This window comes from Desulfonatronovibrio magnus (assembly GCF_000934755.1).
In the GTDB taxonomy this organism is placed as follows: domain Bacteria; phylum Desulfobacterota; class Desulfovibrionia; order Desulfovibrionales; family Desulfonatronovibrionaceae; genus Desulfonatronovibrio; species Desulfonatronovibrio magnus.
Window position 1 is genome coordinate 81,124 of sequence record NZ_KN882176.1, and the last position, 19,786, is coordinate 100,909.

13 protein-coding genes are annotated in these 19,786 nt (G+C 44.0%); 6 read left to right on the forward strand and 7 right to left on the reverse strand.

What is annotated here, in order from left to right; all coding sequences use genetic code 11:
* Window positions 1-443: 443 nt before the first annotated feature.
* The 4 genes from LZ23_RS15725 (at window position 444) to LZ23_RS15740 (ending at window position 7,352) form a co-directional block, all read left to right on the forward strand.
* Window positions 444-1,697 carry an ammonium transporter gene (locus LZ23_RS15725; RefSeq protein ID WP_045215699.1) on the forward strand — a complete coding sequence of 418 codons (1,254 nt, stop codon included), beginning with the start codon at window positions 444-446 and terminating at the stop codon, window positions 1,695-1,697.
* Between the two features lie 183 nt (window positions 1,698-1,880).
* Window positions 1,881-2,219 carry a P-II family nitrogen regulator gene (locus LZ23_RS15730; protein ID WP_045215700.1) on the forward strand — a complete coding sequence of 113 codons (339 nt, stop codon included), beginning with the start codon at window positions 1,881-1,883 and terminating at the stop codon, window positions 2,217-2,219.
* A 124-nt stretch (window positions 2,220-2,343) separates the two neighbouring features.
* Window positions 2,344-5,010 (forward strand): [protein-PII] uridylyltransferase family protein, encoded by a 2,667-nt coding sequence (locus LZ23_RS15735; protein WP_045215702.1) that lies wholly within the window; start codon window positions 2,344-2,346, stop codon window positions 5,008-5,010.
* Window positions 5,011-6,005: 995 nt separating this feature from the next.
* Window positions 6,006-7,352 (forward strand): glutamine synthetase family protein, encoded by a 1,347-nt coding sequence (locus tag LZ23_RS15740; protein WP_045215704.1) that lies wholly within the window; start codon window positions 6,006-6,008, stop codon window positions 7,350-7,352.
* 207 nt (window positions 7,353-7,559) lie between these two features.
* Here the strand turns inward: LZ23_RS15740 and LZ23_RS15745 are convergent, their stop codons facing one another.
* From LZ23_RS15745 to LZ23_RS15775, 7 genes are all read right to left on the reverse strand, one after another.
* Window positions 7,560-8,918, reverse strand: a complete 1,359-nt coding sequence (locus LZ23_RS15745) for a CoA activase (RefSeq protein WP_045215706.1) — start codon at window positions 8,916-8,918, stop codon at window positions 7,560-7,562.
* A 229-nt stretch (window positions 8,919-9,147) separates the two neighbouring features.
* Window positions 9,148-12,189 carry an acyl-CoA dehydratase activase gene (locus tag LZ23_RS15750; protein WP_045215708.1) on the reverse strand — a complete coding sequence of 1,014 codons (3,042 nt, stop codon included), beginning with the start codon at window positions 12,187-12,189 and terminating at the stop codon, window positions 9,148-9,150.
* A 484-nt stretch (window positions 12,190-12,673) separates the two neighbouring features.
* Entirely contained in the window at window positions 12,674-13,408 is a 735-nt protein-coding gene (locus LZ23_RS15755) for a class I SAM-dependent methyltransferase (RefSeq protein ID WP_045215710.1), read from the reverse strand.
* 30 nt (window positions 13,409-13,438) lie between these two features.
* A complete protein-coding gene (gene ilvD, locus LZ23_RS15760; RefSeq protein ID WP_045215711.1) occupies window positions 13,439-15,106 on the reverse strand; it encodes a dihydroxy-acid dehydratase in 1,668 nt (555 codons plus the stop codon).
* Window positions 15,107-15,635: 529 nt separating this feature from the next.
* A complete protein-coding gene (gene tsaD / locus LZ23_RS15765) occupies window positions 15,636-16,727 on the reverse strand; it encodes a tRNA (adenosine(37)-N6)-threonylcarbamoyltransferase complex transferase subunit TsaD (protein WP_045215713.1) in 1,092 nt (363 codons plus the stop codon).
* Complete coding sequence (gene fbp / locus LZ23_RS15770; protein ID WP_045215715.1) at window positions 16,727-17,731, reverse strand: class 1 fructose-bisphosphatase; 1,005 nt, start codon at window positions 17,729-17,731, stop codon at window positions 16,727-16,729. Before fbp ends, tsaD begins: the two co-directional genes overlap by 1 nt.
* 11 nt (window positions 17,732-17,742) lie before the next feature.
* Window positions 17,743-18,486 (reverse strand): cache domain-containing protein, encoded by a 744-nt coding sequence (locus LZ23_RS15775; protein WP_045215717.1) that lies wholly within the window; start codon window positions 18,484-18,486, stop codon window positions 17,743-17,745.
* Window positions 18,487-18,971: 485 nt separating this feature from the next.
* On the opposite strand from LZ23_RS15775, the gene LZ23_RS25140 reads away from it, so the two are divergent.
* Both LZ23_RS25140 and LZ23_RS15785 read left to right on the forward strand, forming a co-directional pair.
* The gene (locus LZ23_RS25140; RefSeq protein ID WP_232300517.1) at window positions 18,972-19,445 is read left to right on the forward strand and encodes a hypothetical protein; all 474 of its coding nucleotides are present in this window, start codon (window positions 18,972-18,974) and stop codon (window positions 19,443-19,445) included.
* On the forward strand, window positions 19,442-19,675 hold the full coding sequence (locus tag LZ23_RS15785) for a hypothetical protein (RefSeq protein WP_045215721.1): 234 nt from the start codon (window positions 19,442-19,444) through the stop codon (window positions 19,673-19,675). The genes LZ23_RS25140 and LZ23_RS15785 overlap by 4 nt, the downstream gene beginning before the upstream one ends.
* The last annotated feature ends 111 nt before the right edge of the window (window positions 19,676-19,786 follow it).

Genomic DNA, 19,786 nt, shown 5'->3' on the forward strand with positions numbered 1-19,786 from the left:
AAAACCTGTCACCCACAAGTGAGCCTAAGCGACCGAAGCAATCTGTAAGGTAAAACCATAATGCTCTGAATTTATTACATATACATTTGTAGTTACTTGTAAGGGCGAGTTTAGTTGTCACTAAATATTTTTTTGTCTGTTAACCATTCAAATTATATTTTTACAAAATTGTAATGATGGATATGGCTTATTTTAACTTCTTCTTTTAAATCAATATGTTACAGCTTTGGCATTGTAGTTGCATATGAGATTGCGTCGCAATTTGAAAAATTAATCAAGGAGGATGTGTATGGAAAATTACTGCTTTTGCTGTCAACATAATATCGCGTGAAATAACGTTTCTTGAGGGTGTTGACTGATTGTCCGCGTAGTTTACCCGGATACCTTGTCTTGATTGATTAAAATACTTTTTTACAAAATTGAATATTAAAGGAGGAATTGAGATGGAACAGCTGCTTGAAATCAGTTATGCTTTAGACACATTTTATTTTCTAATTTCCGGTCTTCTGGTTATGTGGATGGCTGCAGGATTCACAATGCTGGAATCCGGTCTGGTGCGATCTAAAAATACAGTGGAGATTCTGACCAAGAACATCTCACTGTATTCCATAGCCTGTATTATGTACATGATAGTTGGTTATAATATCATGTATGGAAGCGGTGGTTCCATAATTCCCGGCATCAGTCTGTTTGTTGGAGGCGATAATGCTGTAGCTGATGTTGTTGCTGGTGGCGAAGATGCACCATATTATTCAGATATTTCCGACTTTTTCTTTCAGGTGGTATTTGTAGCTACAGCCATGTCTGTGGTTTCAGGTGCGGTAGCTGAACGTATGAAACTTTGGGCCTTTTTGCTTTTTGCAGTGGTAATGACCGGCTTTCTTTATCCTGTTCATGGATACTGGACATGGGGCGGTGGCTTTTTGGACGAGCTCGGTTATGCAGACTATGCTGGATCCGGAATTGTCCATATGGCTGGTGCTGCAGCTGCCTTGGCTGGGGTCATACTGCTTGGGCCCAGAAAGGGTAAGTATGGTCCAGGTGGAAAAATTAATGCCATTCCAGGTGCCAATATGCCATTGGCTACCCTCGGTACATTTATTCTCTGGATGGGCTGGTTTGGATTCAACGGCGGTTCAGAGTTGAAGGTGTCTGATGTTGAGTCTGCCAATGCAGTGGCCATGGTTTTTGCTAATACAAATCTGGCAGCTGCATCGGGCATGGTGCTGGCTCTGCTGACTTCACAGATAAAGTTCGGTAAGGCTGATCTGACTATGGGACTTAACGGTGCCCTGGCCGGTCTGGTAGCTATTACAGCAGAACCTAGCATGCCTTCCATGCCACTGGCCTGCCTTATAGGCGGTATCGGTGGAATTATTGTAGTTTTCTCCATTGTGGCCTTGGATAAGCTTAGAATAGATGATCCTGTTGGTGCTATCTCTGTCCACGGCGTAGTAGGTATATGGGGACTGCTGGCAGTCTTGTTCTCCAATTCAGACGCAACCATAGTGGGTCAGCTGGCCGGAATAGGTGTGATTTTTGCCTGGATGTTCGGCACCAGTTTGATTGTATGGGGAATAATCAAAGCAGTCATGGGCATTAGAATTGATGAAGAAATGGAATACCAGGGTATGGATATGGCTGAATGCGGAATGGAAGCTTATCCAGAGTTTGTCAGGTCCAAGGGTTCCAAATAATCTGTTAATGATCCATTGACATATTATCGATACACATAGAAAACTATATGAGTACTTGACAATTTGGCCTGGAGCCGGACCTTGAAAACAATCCAAGATTAGGAGACAAAAATCATGGGCCGGCTCCTGTGGCAAGACAAACTTGAACCGCAATAAAACATCTAATTCTTATGGAGGCTTAAAATGAAGAAGCTGGAAATAATTACAAGACCGTTCAAAATCGATGAAATCAAGGATGCATTGACCAATATGGGCATCAAGGGCATGACCTTGATTGAAGTCAAAGGTTTTGGCAGACAGCACGGACACAAGGAGGTTTACCGTGGAGCAGAATATCAGGTGGATTTTTTGTCCAAGGTAAAGATGGAAATTATTATTGACGATGATCTGGTTGACAAGGCTGTAGAAGCTGTAATGGAAGTGGCCAGAACTGGAAAGGTTGGAGACGGAAAGATATTTGTCTATCCTGTTGAGAATGCCATCCGCATCCGTACCGGTGAAACAGGCGATAAGGCCATTTAATTTTCATAGCCATATGATTTAGTGAAAATAACATTATAACGACACTCTGCCTGAAATGATAAGCGGTAATTACTCTTCATGAGTAAGGCAGCAAGCTCAAGGGTCGTATAATGCTAATAAAGTCATGACCCCTCATTCACCGCAGACCTTTCTTGCCCATAGAAGCGACTCCCTGCTTTCCCTCCCGGGGCAGGGAAGGTCTGCGGCAAAACAACTTACCCGAATCACTGATCAGTATTTTATTCACAGTTTTGCTCAGACATCCATTGCTCAGTTTAAGAAAATATTCGTGGTTGCAGTAGGCAGCTATGGAAGATCAGAGCTATGTCTGAAGTCAGATATTGATGTAGTCATTATTGCAAACGACCTGTCAGAAGCTGATCAGGCCAGGATTGCGTCTCAGATCTTTCATCCTTTGTGGGACCATGGACTTGATGTGGGGCATGCTTTTCGAGATATTAAAGATTGCCTGAGTCTGGCAAATAAAGATTATACTGTCATGACCTCTTTGCTGGACTCCAGATTTATTTGCGGTGACCGTGAATATTTCAGCCATTATCTTGAACAGGTGAATAATTGTATAGAGGCAAGCCATCAAAAGCTCATGGAGCATCTCATAGCTTCGAGAATGCACAGGAGCAACATTGATACAGCCGACAGCTATATGGAGCCGGACATCAAGGAAGACCCTGGGGGATTTCGTGATTACAATATAATAGGCTGGCTGAAAAAGCTTAGTAAGATCCGGCATGCTGGAAGTACTTCATTGGAAAGTTCAGACAGCACTGCCTTTAACATTACTCCGGCAATGGATTTTCTATTTGATGTAAGAAATGTGCTGCATTCGTTGAGTAAAAGGAAAAATAATCGCCTGCATCTTGATCTGCAGCCCGAGGTAGCAGCTATATTGGGGTACAAAGGATCATCTCGAAGCTCGGGCACGGAAATATTTCTTGGACATCTTTTTGACTGTCTGAGTCAGGTGCGACAGGCTCTGCATTTTTATAGTGAAAAAGCTCAGCTGAGCCTTCCCAATCAATGCGTGCAGGCAATACAGTTCATCCCTGAAAGATCAACTGGTAATCAGTGCATGGTCCAGGTGACATCATCTGTTGAAGTAAACCGGAATTGGGAAGATCCTGAAACGTCTAATGAGCTTTCTCAGCAAGTTAAATTGTTTAATGATAAGTTATATTTTGAACAAAATGACTTAATTGTAAAACAAAGGGATTCCGGTCTTGATCTAAAGTTAGTGAAGCTGATTTTTGAGACTATGTCCACCACCGGCGTAGAAATATCCACGCACGCACTTTTATTCATGAAACAAATTGCCAGGTCGAGCTGCAGACACGATGACTTCCTTGCCGGTCTGCGCTCACTTTTTTTATATTTGTTATTCGGTCCAAGACCTGGACAATGCCTGAAAGCCATGCGCCAGTGTGGTTTTTTAGAACTCCTTGTGCCGGAACTGGAAGAGAAGTGGTATTTTGTGCAATTTGACGGAGTGCATACTTATCCTCTCGGAGAACATACCATGCACTGCCTGGACCTCATTGCTGGAAATAATTCAAACAGCGGATTTATGCCGGAGCATCTGAACTTATGTAAGGATGACCATGAACTCCGGCTGGCCGCACTTCTTCATGATATAGGAAAAGGTGCAAGGGATCACAGTCAGGCAGGTGCGGACATGGCTCTGCGTATTATGGTGAGGTTTGACATAGACCAGCTGACTGCGGACATAGTTGCCTGTCTTATAAAAAACCATCTGCTCATGGCCAAAACCGCGCTAAAAAGGGACATTGACGAGGAAGACGTGGTGGCTGAATTTGCCAGGAAAATGGGCAATCAGGAAAGGCTTAGGCAGCTGACAATGCTTAGCTATGCTGACTCTAAAGCAACCGGGCCAAGGGTCTGGAATTCATGGCAACAAAACCTGCTGCGCAAGCTTTATTTTAAGGCGCAAAGGATGTTCTCGAGAACAATTCTTGCCGGACATCATGCCGGGCACAGGATGGCAGTGGCGCGTGACAGGATAAGATCACATCCTGATTACTCTCAAAGCTGGGAAAAACTCATGGACAGCATGCCCAGCCGCTACCTGCTCAAAGTTCCTGTTAAAGAAGTAATCAAGCATACCCGCCTGGTTGAAAGGTTTCAAAAGTTCGAGAATGAACAGGACAAAGCATTGAATGTTATTCTGCTCACTGAAAAGGGGCCCATTGGTGACAGTCAGTATTGGAACCTGATACTAATTTCTAAAAATCAGACTGGCCTTTTAAGTAAGGTTGCCGGTTGTCTGAGCATGAATCAGATAGAGATATATTCAGCCGGGCTTTTTACCTGGGATAATGGAATAGCCGTAGATATGTTCAAGGTGAGTCCACCCAGGGACCCCCTTTATGCAAGACAGACCTGGCAGGAAGTCCGCAGAGACCTGAGTGATCTCATGAGCAGCAGAAAGAATGCGGCCGATTTCTGCATGAGGGCATCTAAGTCTGCACCGGCAGGTTCGCGTTTCAGGATCAACTTAGATAATGAATCTTCAGATTTTTACAGCATTGTAGAAATCATTACGCCACGTCACCCTTGTTTGACATGGCAGCTGAGTCAGTGTCTTGCAAATTTAAATCTGGATATATGCTTTTCAGTAATATCAACGCACATGGATCAGGCCTCTCATGTCTTTTACCTGCGCACTGACAGAGGGGAAAAATTATTTGGCAATACCAGAGAAGTTGTTAAAATGGTGCATGCTGCTGTCCGCGAGTTATTTCCTGCAAATAAGTAAGAATCATGAGCGTTCAAAGTTCCTGGTTCTTTGTTCCTAGTTGGAGTCTCCTCACTTGGGCGGACTGGGACCGAACCTGTTAGTAACTTTAAGACTCTGTCACTTTTCGGGAAATTGGGACAGTCCCCGCGAGGTTCTGTAAAAAAGATTGATGCTGCATTGGTTCCTGGTAGAGATTTGTTTCAATGGAAAAATTTACACAGCGAGGGACAGTCCCTGTGCCAAGTGCAAAGTTCCCATCTTTGACGAAATTTTTCAGGCAAATGTGCATCAATCATAGGCAAAAATCGTAAAAATGTGAAAACTGTAACAGTCTGATTTTATTTGTAAAACGATTCCAGTTACTTGTAAGCTCCTCACCCGGGCGGCCCGAGACCGAACCTATGAGTAACTTATACCCCTCGTTCCCAGGCTCCAGCCTGGGGACGTTTTTCTCTTGCGGCTCCAGCCGCTTCTTCAAAATGTGGCTGGAGCCACAAAAAAAGAGGTATTCCCAGGCTGGAGCCTGAGAAAAAGAGTAAATATACTGAAATTTGTAAGTACCTGAATTTTTTCCCGATACGATTATAGTTGCTTGTAAATAACTGGATAACTCGGTTATCAAATAATACTGTTTCTGCTGTTAAAAACTTCGAGCTTTAAATGTTTCACAAAAAAGTAAAAACGTGAAATTTGAGATTGATAAAAAAATAACGTTTTTGTTAAACGTTAAATGTCGAGGTTGGGTTAGGAAGATTGTAGCGCCTATAATTGTCTGAAATATAAGTAATTTTATTGTTTGGCATGTAAAGTGAAAGGTAAGATTTTAAGATGGTTTTGCATCTCACAACATTCATAGGCTCCAAGTGAGGTAAATCCCGGAGATGCATTAACTTGTCAGATTAGGGTAATAAATGTCTTTTCATGTTTAAAACGAGCTCTTAAGCGATGAGTGCAGGTATTGTATGCAAAGGGCTGATCATTTAAACAATCTTTAACAATTTTGGAGGATAAAAATGGCAGACTTTCCAGTATTTAATTGTAAGAACACCGACGATGTTATCAAGGCAGTCAAAGAGTATAATGTTAGCTTTATTCAGTTCTGGTTTGTTGATGTACTTGGAACCCTCAAGAGCTTTCAGATCACCCCGAGTGAACTAGAAGGAGCCTTTGAAGAAGGCATGGGTTTTGATGGTTCATCCATCCAGGGTTTTTCCAGAATCCATGAAAGCGATATGGTTGCTTTTCCAGATCCCACTACTTTTCAGATGCTGTCATTCAGGCCTTCAGATAAACCAGTAGCAAGAATGTTCTGCGATATCAAGAATCCAGACGGCACCCCATATGAAGGCGACAGTCGATATGTACTAAAGAGAGCTTTGGCCAAGGCTGCTGAAAAAGGCTATAATATGTTTGTTGGTCCTGAGCTTGAATTCTTCCTTTTTGAAGATTCAACTGCGCCAAAAATTCTTGATGTAGGTGGGTATTTTGATGCACCACCTCTTGATCTTGCCAACGATATTCGTCGGGATATTATTTTTGCTCTGGAAAAGATGGGTATTGATGTTGAATACAGTCATCACGAGGTTGCACCGAGCCAGCATGAAATTGACCTGCGCTACCAGGAAGCTTTGAAAATGGCTGATAACGCCATAACTTACAGGGTTATTGTTAAAGAGATTGCCCGTAAACATGGATGCTACGCCACTTTCATGCCCAAGCCTTTGTTTGGCGAAAACGGCAGTGGAATGCATGTGCATCAGTCCCTTTTCAAAAATGGCAAAAACGTGTTTTTTGATCCCAAGGGTGACTACAATCTGAGTCTCGAAGGTAAGCAGTATATTGCCGGTCTTTTAACTCACGCAAAAGAATTGACAGCAATATGTAACCAGTGGATCAACTCATACAAACGTCTTGTGCCAGGATATGAAGCACCTGTTTATGTAGCCTGGGCTAGAAGAAACCGCTCATCTCTCGTCAGGGTGCCCATGTACAAGCCTGGTAAGGAAGCAGCTACAAGGGTTGAGCTCAGGTCTCCGGATCCAGCATGCAACCTGTACCTGGCCTTTGCCAGCATGCTCGCTGCTGGTCTTAAGGGAATTGAGGGCGGTTATGAACTCCCCAATCCGGTGGAAGAAGATATCTTTGAAATGAATACTGAAGAAAGAGAAAAATACGGCATTGAAAGCCTGCCTGGAAGTCTTTTTGAGGCGGTTACAGAATTGTCACAGAGTTCAGTTATAAAAGAGGCCCTTGGTGATCATATATTCAATAAGTTTATTGATAACAAAAAGATCGAGTGGGATAACTACAGAATTCAGATTACTGAGTATGAAATTAAGAAGTACCTCCCAGTGCTTTAAAAAATAAAACGCTCCCACCTCCTATTGTTTGGTAGCCTTATGTTCCTTGAAAGCCCGCTCCCTCTAAGCGGGCTTTCTCTTTTTCTGAGGTCCAGGGTCTAAAGTCCAAGGTCCAAAGTCACAAGTCCGAGGTCTCGAGTCAAAGATCCAAATTATAATACCTTCAGCCTTCAGTCTACAGCCTTTCTCCTTCTTTACAAAACCTGATTAGTCCTGTTTGCTGTGTCTAAGCTGACGCTGGGCAGCCTGGTACATGAAGGTTCTAATGGCTATGTCGCGGTTGGGCTGAATGGATCCATCATAGGGCGCGTCAAGGTAGGGGACCTTTTTTTCCAAGAGCATGGGTTTGAGTATGGATGAACAAATTACACTGGGCATGCAGGTAAATGGAAATACATTGACTACGCCATGAAAATTCTCATGAACATATTCCAATGCTCCGCCAATGCTGATGGCAGCCTCGGTTCCAATATCAAAATTAAAAAGTCTGTCCTTGTCCAGCCTTTCTTCGAGAAGACTTATGGAGTGATCGCCCTGAATATCAAGATGTTTGAAAGCCTGGCTGTATACCTGATTTTGACGCCACAGCTGGTATTGTATTTCGATTTTGCTGTCAATCCACTTCCTTGAAGCATCAAACATTCCGGAAATATCTAAATTTTTCCATGAATTTACCCATGACCTCCTGGTCTCGCGCAAATTAGAATAAGTTACAAAGTTGATCCACTCTCCAAGAGAAGCATCTACTACCTCACCGCCATTGGCTTCAATTTCCTTAATGATGTCCTGGTTGGACCTGGGATGGGTTCGCAGGTAAATTTCTCCAATAATGCCTATCCGTGGCTTTCGAGGCTTGTTTGTATCCATAAGCTCTTTTGCCTCGGCCACTATTTCCGACAGCAATGAGTAAAGAGTCTTAAAGTTTCTGGTTTCAGCAATCCCCTCAATGGCCCTTTCCATTCTGATAAGAGCCTGCTCCATGAACTCATCTGTGGAACCCGGCACCTTTTCATATGGTCTTACCCTCCAGACAGTTCTGTCCATAACATCAGCGATAATGGTTGCTACATAAGCCAGACGTCTGAAGAGTTTGGATTTTTCAGGAGGAAGAATCATTGAGGACTGATAACCATCTGCTGTGGAAAGGTAAGTGATGGCAACATTTTCAAATTCAGGGAATTTATCCAGCACTAAACGGTGCAGTTTGTTATACATGCCGAATCGGCATGGGCCATCAGCCTCAGGCATGAAATATACATAGTTTTCCGGATTGAATGCGTTTCCCAATCTGTCCTTTTCGTTTTGCAGAAAGTGCAGAACATCTCCCAGGGTAACCTGACATGGGAAACACTCCTTACCAGATGTGTACTCTTTACCAAGAGCAAGTCCGGTATAGGTTTCCATTACCTTGGCAGGCACTCCGTAAGCCCGGAATCCTGCAGCGAGAAGTCTGGACCCAAACGGGGCCATATCAGGGATCAAAAGAGTTTTGCCAGAGAGGTCAAACTGCCCTACATTGGCAGTCAGTCTTTCCTTAAATGAGGAGGTTTCAGTTGATTTATTCATTGTTGGTCCTGAGATATAGTTAATGTCGTACTGTCTTGAGAGTTAAAAGATCCTTACCCGGGCGGCCCGGGACCGAACGTGTGAGTAACTTACATTCAACAAAACCTGGATTCCGGCTTTCGCCGGAATGACGGTAATAAGCTACATTTTGCTTTAACCGTCACCCCGGACTCGATCCGGGGTCCAGTTTTTTTGGAAGTTACTTGTAAGCAATACAATTATCTTGTTTTTAAGCCTTACCTGATGTCTGCTTCAAGTCCTTGATAATGTTTTTGACTACGTTGTCATAGGCTTCAATGCGGGTTATTACACCGGCCACAGCGCTGTGTTCATCCAGCTCAAGGATAAGTGGTGGCTTGTGTTTGAGAATATGTTCGTAAAAATGCTCGATAAAAGAGTCAGGACCGCATGAAAAGTTTGTCATATGCACAGCAAACCAGCCAGGGGTGTCAGCAATCAGCTTGGCCACGCGCAAAATGCGTCCTCCCAGCCCCCAATACATTCTTGGAAAATCTGAGAGGTCGATGTTTTCGTGATCGACAAAATCCATGGGCAGAGCACTGATGCCCAGCTTGGCCAGCTGCTGGCCGATACGCAGATTGAGCCTTTCATCATAGAGGTTATATGGGCGGCCGGTAACAACCCAGACCGGTCTGTTGGGATCCAGAACTTTCAGAATCTCCCGGCCCTTTGTCTTGAGGGCGGATTTGAAATCCATCTGTTTTTGCCAGGCTATATGGACAGCTTCTTTGAGCCTGGTTTTCCCAGGATTCAGATTTGCAGGAAGGCTGTCTGACAGGCTTTGAGCTACACTGTCCGGACCTTCGCGCAAAAACATATTGGGCCTGATGATCTTGTTGTCAGGAATTTTGAGAGCTGCCTTGACCATGTATTGGGAGCTCTCCACCATGGGGCAGAAAAGCCCTCTCTCACCGTCATCATCAACAGGAGTAGGGATGTTAATGGGGTTAGGCAGAAAAAGATAGTCATATTCCAGATCCAACAGCCTTTTAACATGTCCATGAAAAATTTTGACTGGAAAGCATGTTTCAGCTGTCATGGACTCAACTCCGGCTGAAGCAGTAGCCTGGCTGGTGGGTGGAGACAGTCTGATGTTATAGCCGAGATTAGAAAATATTCCGGCCCATAGCACTCCCCACTCCAGAGAATGCAGAGCCATGGGTATTGCAATGGTTGGCTTACCTGGAACAGGCTTTTTATCCTTTTCATTGACCACGATAAAATCCATGGGCAGAAATGAATCAAATATTTTTTTACGCTCAAGAAAAAAATTCCCTGTGATGGCCTGTTGACCTGAGGTACTTTCATATCTGCCGCAATCTCCTCCCCAGATACTTTTGCGCTGGCCAAAGCGATAAATTTTAAGCTTGCATTCATTATGGCAGTTTTTTTCTGCCCGGCATATGGATTCCTTGAAAGTTACTTCAGTTTTTGCCAATTCTGTCAAAGATCTTGTTCTGGGTTGAATGTCACCATGATTATACATGTCCATCACAGTCAGTGCTGCCCCAAATGCTCCCATGACCTCTCTATGTTTGGGAACTATAATGGGCTTGTTTACCACCCTTTCAAAAGCTGCCACAATACCCTTGTTCAGTGAAGGACCGCCAAGAAACATAATTTTATTGCCAATAGGCCGGTTTTCCACAACCCTGTGCAGATAATTGCGAACTATGGCAAAGCACAATCCCGCAATCAAGTCGTTGCGTTTTGCTCCTTTCTGGGCATAGCCCACAAGATCAGACTCCATGAACACAGTGCATCTTTCAGCAAGGTTGATGGGGTCCTCTGCAGCTAAGGCAATGTCCTGGAATTCACCCACTATATTGATTTTCATCTTGTTGGCCAGTTCATGAAGGAAGCTGCCTGTGCCTGCTGCGCATATTTTATTCATTACAAAATCCACAGGATAAGAGTCCTTGATGGATATGTATTTGGAGTCCTGACCGCCAATCTCAAAAATAGTATCAATGCTGGAATCCACGGCTACAGCACCTTTAGCATGAGCGGTAATTTCATCAATGACCAGATCAGCATCAATAAAGTCACCCACCACATTTCGTCCTGATCCGGTAGTGGCAACAGCCTTAAGGTCCACTACAGCTCCCATTTCCTGTTCAAGAGTATTGATCAGTTGTTTGGCCACTTCAATGGGTTTGCCCTTGGTGGCTACATACTGTTTGTGAATGATGCCTGACTTTGTGTCCACAAGACAATATTTAGTAGAAGTAGAACCGATATCCAGGCCCAGAAAGGCAGGGATTCTTGCTTCACCGGAATGTTTTACAGGGTCTAAGCTGTTGTCGGGGTTGAACGAGGAAAGTTTCAGGTCAAGCTTCCTGGCTCTGGGAAACTGATACCCTGTACCTGTGCCAGCTTCACAAAGTTTTGCAAGGTCCACACTGTTGGAGTGATTCTGCTTGATGGACTGCAGAGCTGCACCTATGGCTCCAAGGGAAGCGTGACGAGGAGGGACTTCAAGCTCAGGATAGTATTTTTGAAATGCCCGGACCTGCAGTTCGTTGGAAGCCATGCCGCCAATAAAGGCCATGGGAGCGTGCAGTTTGCGGTTGGAGACAATAGTGCTGAGATAGTTGGCTGCAGTGCCGTGGTGCAGACCGGCAATGATATTGCTCAGACTTTCACCTTTATTTTGAAGGTGAATCATGTCTGACTTGGTGAAGACTGTGCATCTGCAGGCCACAGGAGCAGGGTATGTGCTGTCAAGGCCCAGCTTGATGAAATCTTCAAGAACGCCCTGCAACTTTTTTTCATCCATTTCAAAGTTGCCGCCGTACATGGCAAAAGCAAGCCTTTCAGCCTGCTGATCGATAAACGAACCTGTGCCTGAGGCGCATGGGCTGTTCAAATTAAAAGCCTCAAGATACCATTCATCAAATTTATTGTATTCCAGTTGAAAAAGGGCTGCATCCTGACCGCCTATAGCAATGATGGTCCTGACACCGGGCATGGCCTGGGTTGTACCCAGCACCTGGGATATGGTTTCAACCTCAAAGGGTGCATCAAGCATTTTGCTAATACTTTGGCCCTGACTTCCTGTAAAGGAAACTGACTTGATATCGCTGACAGTGAAAGCCTTGAAAATGTTCTCCAGAGTAGCTGAGGTCTCTTCAATGATAAGGCCAAAATGACGTTTATAAGGGGCTTCATGGATTACCTGCCCCTGCTGGTCCAGAACAGCACAATTAACACTGACTGAACCTATATCAACTCCCACATGAAGTTTCATATGTATTTTAACTCCTGATTGTGATAATAGTTTTGCACCACGGCGATAGGGATCCATGGGCCCTGGTTTTCACAAGTACATCAGTCATCCAGTTTCGCTGCAGTGTATAGAATAATGGTAGCAGCTTAGCCTGTTGGATATGACGCGAAGACTGGCTTCTTACGGGACTCACTTGTCCAGAAATAAAAGCAATTTAACATAGGTTGATGCTCAACTGGAAGCCAAAGTGTCTGTCCCCTGTTTTTTTATGAACTGAAAAAACTGTTACGAATAATGACTTTACTGTATGCGATTGGTCTGTATAAACATTGTTTACAGAATTTTCAAGTTACAGTAAAGTCAAGTCAAAGGAGGGGGATGCTGATGTTAATATACTGAAGACTTCAGGTTAAAGGCTGAAGGTGGAAGGCTGAAGGCTGAAGGCTGAAGATGGAAGGCTGAAGAGAAACACGTAATGCTCCCTTAATGTATGGAGTAAGTCCTGTCAGGCCCTTGCCTGTTTTTCCAGGGCAAGCAAGGGCGTTTTAAGTGGTTTGTTGTCAAGAAGTTCAACCCTTGTTCCGATGAATGAGCCTGCAAAGGGTGGCCAGAATGTCTCATTGATGATGTTCAGAATACATTTGTCCTTCCACATGGATTTGGTTCCAGGCAAAACTGATCTGGAAAAAGCAGGTTTATTGCCAACAGTTTCCAGGAGCATGGCTTTTAATTCCCTGAAAGTGAACCAGTTGGCTTGGGCCATTACACTTGATGATCCCATGCGCAGTACTTTTTTGCTGAAGTAGTAAAGAGAATTTTTGTTCAGAGTGCAGACCAGCATCCCTTTTTTAGTAACTCGCAGTGCTTCGCGAAGAACCTGTTTAGGATCTTCACAAAATTCCAGTACTGTAATGATGGCCGAGAAATCAAATTCATTGTCATCAAAAGGAAGGTATTGTGCTCTGCCAAGATGCAGGTCTGCCTTGTTGCCCATTTTTTCTCTCGCTCTGGAGAGCATATTGGCAGAGGCATCAATACCATAAACATCAAAGCCTGATTCATAAAAAAGCTCTAAAAACACACCAGTGCCGCAGCCAATATCCAGTAAAGACTGTTTACGTCTAGGCCACGATGAAACCAGGTGTTGTATAAGCCGTTTTTCCTGTTGGAAGGCAAATTTTCCAGCCTCAGTTTCAAACCAGTGATCATATTGAAGCGCAAATTTATCTGATTCAAACATGAATTAATTAATATGGAAAAAATCTTAAAGTTATGACCGTAAAACAGCTCCTGACGCAGCTGATCCTGCGTCCCGGCTGTATCGTTTAAGAAATGACGAGCTGATTTCCTTTACTACGGGTTTGTAGTCCTTTTTTCTCTTACTGATGGTGTTTTCATCTACACAAAGGGTTAAAGCCCCTTTAAAAATATCTATTTCAATCTCATCTCCTTCCATAACCAGTGCAATGAGACCACCTTCAGCGGCTTCAGGAGAAACATGGCCTATTGCTGCTCCTCTTGTGCCTCCACTGAACCGGCCATCAGTAATAAGAGCCACATCTTTATCCAACCCCATTCCAGCAATGGCTGAAGTAGGAGTAAGCATTTCACGCATACCCGGGCCGCCTTTGGGACCTTCATTTCTGATGATGACTATATCCCCCTTGTTGATTCTGCCTGATAAAATTGCCTCCACAGCTTGTTCTTCGCCTTCAAAAACACGGGCATTTCCTTTCTGAACCATCATTTCCCGTGCAACGGCTGATTGCTTGACCACCGCGCCCTGGGGGGCCAGATTTCCTTTAAGTATGGCAATGCCTCCCTCAGAACTGTAAGGGTCATCAATGGGCCTTATAACATTATAGTCCAGAACTTTAGTACCTGCTGACTTAATGTACTGACCCCATGTGTTGCCTGTAACTGTAGTGGCATTAAGGTCAAAAATATTTTTCCTGGCCAGTTCAGACACAATGGCGGGAACGCCTCCTGCCCGGTGCAGGTCCTGCAGATGATGCGGACCCGCAGGGGAAAGACGACAGAGGTTGGGAGTCTTTCTGCTCATTACATCGAAGATATCAAGATTAAGGTCCAATCCGGCCTGTGCAAAAATGGCTGGCAGGTGCAGAACAGTATTGGTGGAACATCCAAGGGCCATATCTACAGCCACGGCATTGGCAACGCTTTTGGGAGTGATAATATCTCTGGGCTTAATGTCTTTCTTAAGAAGATCCATAACCCTCATGCCTGCAGTTTTAGCCAGCCTGATGCGGGCGCTGGTTACTGCAGGAATGGTTCCATTGCCCGGTAAAGCCAGACCTATGGCCTCAGACAGACAGTTCATGGAGTTTGCTGTGAACATCCCGGAGCATGACCCGCAGCCAGGACATGCGTTTTCCTCAAGCAAGCTTAGCTCATCCTCGGTCATTTGACCGCTTTTTACCTTGCCTACTCCCTCAAACACGGAAATCAGATCAACAGCCTCACCCTTAAATTCTCCTGCCATCATAGGGCCGCCACTGATGATAAGAGAAGGAATATTGACGCGCAGCATGCCCATAAGCATTCCTGGTACAACTTTGTCACAGTTGGGAATAAGAACCAAAGCGTCAAATGGGTGTCCCATGGCCATTATTTCAACAGAATCCGCAATCAGCTCCCGGCTGGGCAGACTGAAACGCATGCCTTCATGGTTCATGGCCAGACCATCGCATACTCCAATGGTGGAAAATTCCACAGGAGTACCACCGGCCATTCTTATGCCTGCTTTTACTGCAGCTGATATACGGTCCAGGTTTGTATGTCCGGGGACTATTTCATTGGCAGAGTTAGCTACGCCAATTAGAGGCCGGTTCATTTCTTCCTTTGTCATGCCCAGTGCATGCAGGAGAGATCTATGTGGCGCCTTTTCCAGGCCTTTTGTCATTTTGTGGCTTCTCATAAAAATCCTTATTAATTGTTGTGTTACAAAGTCAGATGCGGGCTTTACCCGCAACACTGTTGTCGATTGCCTGTTATCAGTAACTCTCAAGTCTTTATCACTACAGCGACACTTTGCTTTAATTATTGCCTCAGCCACCGGAGACAGGCACTTTTGCCGACCTAAAATCATAAAAAGGCCGGACTATCCGGCGGCAAAAGAGCCAGTCCCCTTCCAGCTTAAATTAAGTGTCGCTTTAGTAACTTACCGTTTCAATACTGTAAAAAAACAATTGGAGAGTCAAAAGTTCTTGTGCAACCCCTTGGATTTATTGCCATTTTACAAGCTTTAGATATCCAGACGTTTCCAAAAACTAACCATTTGAAATCATAATGTTTTTTTCTTCAACTAATAACAATTAACTGATAACTTTTAACTCTCAAGAAAAACAAGAAATTAATATATTCATGAAAGAGCAATGATACCCAGGATCCTTATTCTTCAGCCTTCAGTCTTCAGCCTGAAAAGTAAGGTTATCTCCCAAACTTAACTATTCTTGTTTAAATTGGGTTGTGGGCACATCCCGCATTAATGTTATGTAATCCCATGGAATTTTTCTACCCCTCGGTACGGCTTCCAGATTTAGTGAGTGATGGTAGCCCTTAGTATAAAGCATATGTCCGTACAGGGCTATCATGGCTGCATTGTCAGTACACATGGCAATGGACGGCATAATAAGCCTGATCTTTCTTTCCATGGCAAGTCGGCTGATGGATTCTCTGATCATTGTGTTGGCAGCAACACCTCCAGCCAGAATGACTTCTTTTACCTCATGTCGGTCTAAGGCCCGTTTGAGCTTGATGCGCAATGAATCAGCAATAGACCAGTTATAGGAAGAGCATACTGTAGCTAACTCCTCCGAAGGTTTAAAGTCAGGTCCTGTTTCTGTTGGGTTTTGCAAAACAAGCCCGGGGTTGTCCCGAACATGATAGACCATTGCTGTCTTGATGCCGCTGAAACTGAAATCAAGATTGGTGTTATCTAAGTACGGCCTTGGAAACATCTTGTGGTCAGGCTGGGCAAAAGAGGCAAACCGGTCAATGAAAATTCCACCAGGATAAGGAATATTCAGCGATTTGGCTGCCTTGTCAAAAGCTTCCCCAGCAGCATCATCCAGAGTTTTTCCCAAAAGCTTGAAGTCAAATGGACTGTTGATGAGGTAAAGGCTTGTATGCCCTCCAGATACAAGAAGCCCTATGGCAGGAAAATTCAGTTCCTGTTCCATGCCCGGAGCCATGAGGTGAGCGTGTAAGTGGTTCACGCCCACCAGCGGAATATTAAGTGAAAGGCATAACCCCTTGGCAAAACTTATTCCCACCAGCAAACAGCCCAATAGACCAGGACCTCTGGCGACTGCCACAACATTGATCTGATTCTGGCGGATACCGGTATCTCGCAACAGATTCTGATAAAGTGGGGCTACCTTGTTGAGATGTTCACGAGATGCCATCTCAGGAACAACCCCGCCAAAAACCGAGTGCATGTCCACCTGGGAAAAAGTGAGCTGACCCAGTAAAACAGTACCATCTACCAGGGCAACAGAAGTCTCGTCACATGAAGACTCAATGCCAAGACAAATCATCAGTTTTGACCGTATATTTCCTGTACCTTTAGAACGTCATTTTTTGAGCCGATGAATAAAGGAACTCTCTGATGAAGTTCAGTGGGCTCAATATCCAGGATGCGGTTGATCCCGTCAGTGGCCATGCCTCCTGCCTGTTCCGCAATAAAGGCCATGGGGTTGGCTTCGCACATAAGACGCAGTTTACCAGAGCTCAGCTTGGAGTCTTTGCTGTCTTTGGGGTACATGAAGATTCCGCCATAGATCAAATTGCGATGAAAATCAGATACCATGGATCCGATATATCTGCCGGTATATGGTTTTTTGCGGCTATTGGAAGGAGACTTGAACCAGGATATCGCCTCACGGGTTTTTTCGTCCCAATATGGATAATTACCTTCATTAACTGAGTAGACCTTGCCGCTTTCAGGAATTTTGATGTTCTGGTGAGACAGCAGAAATTCTCCCACGCTGGGGTCAAGGGTAAAGCCATGCACTCCATCGCCGGTGGTGTAAACCATCATGGTTGACGTGCCATATAAAAAGTATCCTGCTGCAACCTGTTGAGAGCCCTTGCGCAAAACCTCATCAAGGGAAACCGGTCCGTCCTCTTCAATTCGTCTGAAAATGGAAAATATTGTTCCGATGCTGACATTAACATCAATGTTGGAAGATCCATCCAATGGGTCAAAAATTAAAATGTAGTCTCCTCTGCGGAAGTTATCAGGCACCTGGATCAAATCAGCATTTTCTTCGGAAGAAATGGTGCACAGCAGTCCGGATCTCTGCATACGATATATCAGAATGCTGTTGGCAAACTCATCAAGTTTCTTGACTTTCTCGCCCTGCACATTGGTCTCGCCAGTAAATCCCAAAACGTTGACCAGACCGGCCTTGTTAACTTCCCGGGAAATGATCTTGGCTGATAGAATCAACTCATTAAGCAGTCGAGTGAATCGACCGGTTGCCATGGGGCTTTCTTTTTGATGGATAAGCAGTTGTTCGGTAACTGTAACCTGGGGCATTGGCACCTCCCTTAGTTGTCTTGAATAAGATATATTAGCCAGTCTTCTCCAACAGCCCGGGCAAACCAGAAGAACTGATCATGTTCCAGGCTGATTTTTCCACTGATTCGTCTTGTCAGCTTGTCTTGCCAGTCAATAGGCTGCAGCAAAGGAGTTATATTTTCAAACTGTCCTGTCCAGGCAATTTCCTGGTCGGTGATAAGAATGATATCTTCAGGACGGTTGCTTTGAGCGATAAATGTTCTGGGATCAAAGTGAACTACAATAAACCCTGCAATTTCAAAATTTTCATAGACAGAGCTAATGAGCAGAACTTCCTTGCCAAGCTCTGATTCTTCAATGGCCAGCATAACTCTGCCCTGGCGAAGATCAAGCGCCTGGGGGAAAGCAGGAGAAAAAGAAAGATCTTTAATTGAGACTGACGGATATCTGAAGAGAATATTCTGATCAGCATCAATTATGGAAATCCCATTGAGCCAGAAGTAACGGTTCATCATTCCTGCCATCCACTCGGGTGGGGGGAAGGAATCTCTCACAGACAGGTCTCTTAAGAGACGAGTCATCTGAGTATCAATGGGGTAGATGTTCGTGGCCAGACTCTTTTCTAAAGCACTGACATCTTTGCGGTTAGTTTCAATTTCATATTCAGTGGCTCCTATTTCGAAAACGCGCATTTTTGACTGGAGCTGATCAAATCTGTCACATCCAAATAAAAAAAACAATATACTTATTAACAGGATAATTTTTGCGGGCATTGTTCCTCCATATAGAACATATCAGGCAGTGTAAGTAAAGTTGGCTATGGCTACAAACCAGTTGTCAGTTATTTGTTATCAAAAAAATACATAACCTGAGGGTTAAAAGATATCACTTATTAGTGCAGGCATCTCCCCTGGCAGCACCTGAATGCTCCCCAGGCAGCCAATGACAAAAGGGCAAATAGTGTATTTGATATTATTTCGTTTTTTCTATAAATAATTGTGCCTAAGGAAGCAATGTAAAAATTTTGCACTGTCCTGCAGGGGAGCATGTCCTGTTGATAAATGGTCAGGTTGGATCCAGGTCTGAGACTTTATGCTTGGCACAGGAACTGGTTCTCCCTATACTATTTTTAATCTGCTTTCTCTTCAAGAAAAAAAGTGTCGTGGTGACTTTCTCCGGCATCAATATGGTTCTGTTTACAAACAGGGAATTCTTTCGTTCCGCAGTTTTAGTTGTAGTTTACATAGAGGAGAACTCCATGAATCCAATGAGTTTGCTTGGATATCTTTTGATTTTTCTTTTTGTTGCCATAGGCAATGCCGCGATTTACGCCAGGATGAAAGAATGGCGACGCAACAGGCTGAAGTCCCTGGATAATGAATTCAAGGATCTGGAGCAAAGTTATGCCAAATTGCAAAATGATATCAGGGAGGCTCAGTCAAGAGAGAATCAGATAAAAGCAGAACTGCTCGACTCAAAAAAGACTTCAATTAGAGAAAGTGAGAATCAGGAAAATGGAAAAAATTCCAAGAAAGGAAAAAAGGCTAAAACCGTTCTGGATATTCTCAAAGAAATGGAACTGGTGGACAATGAAAAGCTTGAAAAAGCCAATCATTATCTGGAGCGCAGCGATAACGCCGGACTGAAGATGGAAGATGTTCTTGTACTTCTTGGACTGGTTACATCTGACCAGCTCAAAAAAGCTCAGGCAGCGCTAAGGAGAAGTGAATGAATTTACTGATATGGGCTGCTCTTCTAATAATTCTGTCTTTCTGGATAATAGGGTATTTTTATGTTAAAATGCATGGAGACATTACTGCGAGAGAACATAAATTATCCATGACCAGAACCAAAATGAAGCATCAGATGGCTGGTCTTGAAAGCCAGAAAAAAAAGCTGGATGAAAGTATTGCCGCCATGCAGAAAGAGATGGCCATGATTCAGAAAGGTCAGGAAGAATAATTTTACAGCGAAAATTAAAAAAATGGTAACAGTTTAGCCATTTGCATGTGGCACGGGGACTGGCTCTCCCGGCCCTTGTTTTATTAAATCTGTGTTTTACATCAACAAAAA

Excerpts from the sequence above, each read along its gene's own strand:
- LZ23_RS15725 (WP_045215699.1), top strand. The coding sequence starts at position 444 with ATGGAACAGCTGCTTGAAATCAGTTATGCTTTAGACACATTTTATTTT.
- LZ23_RS15730 (WP_045215700.1), top strand. The coding sequence starts at position 1,881 with ATGAAGAAGCTGGAAATAATTACAAGACCGTTCAAAATCGATGAAATC.
- LZ23_RS15735 (WP_045215702.1), top strand. The coding sequence starts at position 2,344 with ATGACCCCTCATTCACCGCAGACCTTTCTTGCCCATAGAAGCGACTCC.
- LZ23_RS15740 (WP_045215704.1), top strand. The coding sequence starts at position 6,006 with ATGGCAGACTTTCCAGTATTTAATTGTAAGAACACCGACGATGTTATC.
- LZ23_RS15745 (WP_045215706.1), bottom strand. The coding sequence starts at position 8,918 with ATGAATAAATCAACTGAAACCTCCTCATTTAAGGAAAGACTGACTGCC.
- LZ23_RS15750 (WP_045215708.1), bottom strand. The coding sequence starts at position 12,189 with ATGAAACTTCATGTGGGAGTTGATATAGGTTCAGTCAGTGTTAATTGT.
- LZ23_RS15755 (WP_045215710.1), bottom strand. The coding sequence starts at position 13,408 with ATGTTTGAATCAGATAAATTTGCGCTTCAATATGATCACTGGTTTGAA.
- ilvD (WP_045215711.1), bottom strand. The coding sequence starts at position 15,106 with ATGAGAAGCCACAAAATGACAAAAGGCCTGGAAAAGGCGCCACATAGA.
- tsaD (WP_045215713.1), bottom strand. The coding sequence starts at position 16,727 with ATGATTTGTCTTGGCATTGAGTCTTCATGTGACGAGACTTCTGTTGCC.
- fbp (WP_045215715.1), bottom strand. The coding sequence starts at position 17,731 with ATGCCCCAGGTTACAGTTACCGAACAACTGCTTATCCATCAAAAAGAA.
- LZ23_RS15775 (WP_045215717.1), bottom strand. The coding sequence starts at position 18,486 with ATGCCCGCAAAAATTATCCTGTTAATAAGTATATTGTTTTTTTTATTT.
- LZ23_RS25140 (WP_232300517.1), top strand. The coding sequence starts at position 18,972 with ATGAATCCAATGAGTTTGCTTGGATATCTTTTGATTTTTCTTTTTGTT.
- LZ23_RS15785 (WP_045215721.1), top strand. The coding sequence starts at position 19,442 with ATGAATTTACTGATATGGGCTGCTCTTCTAATAATTCTGTCTTTCTGG.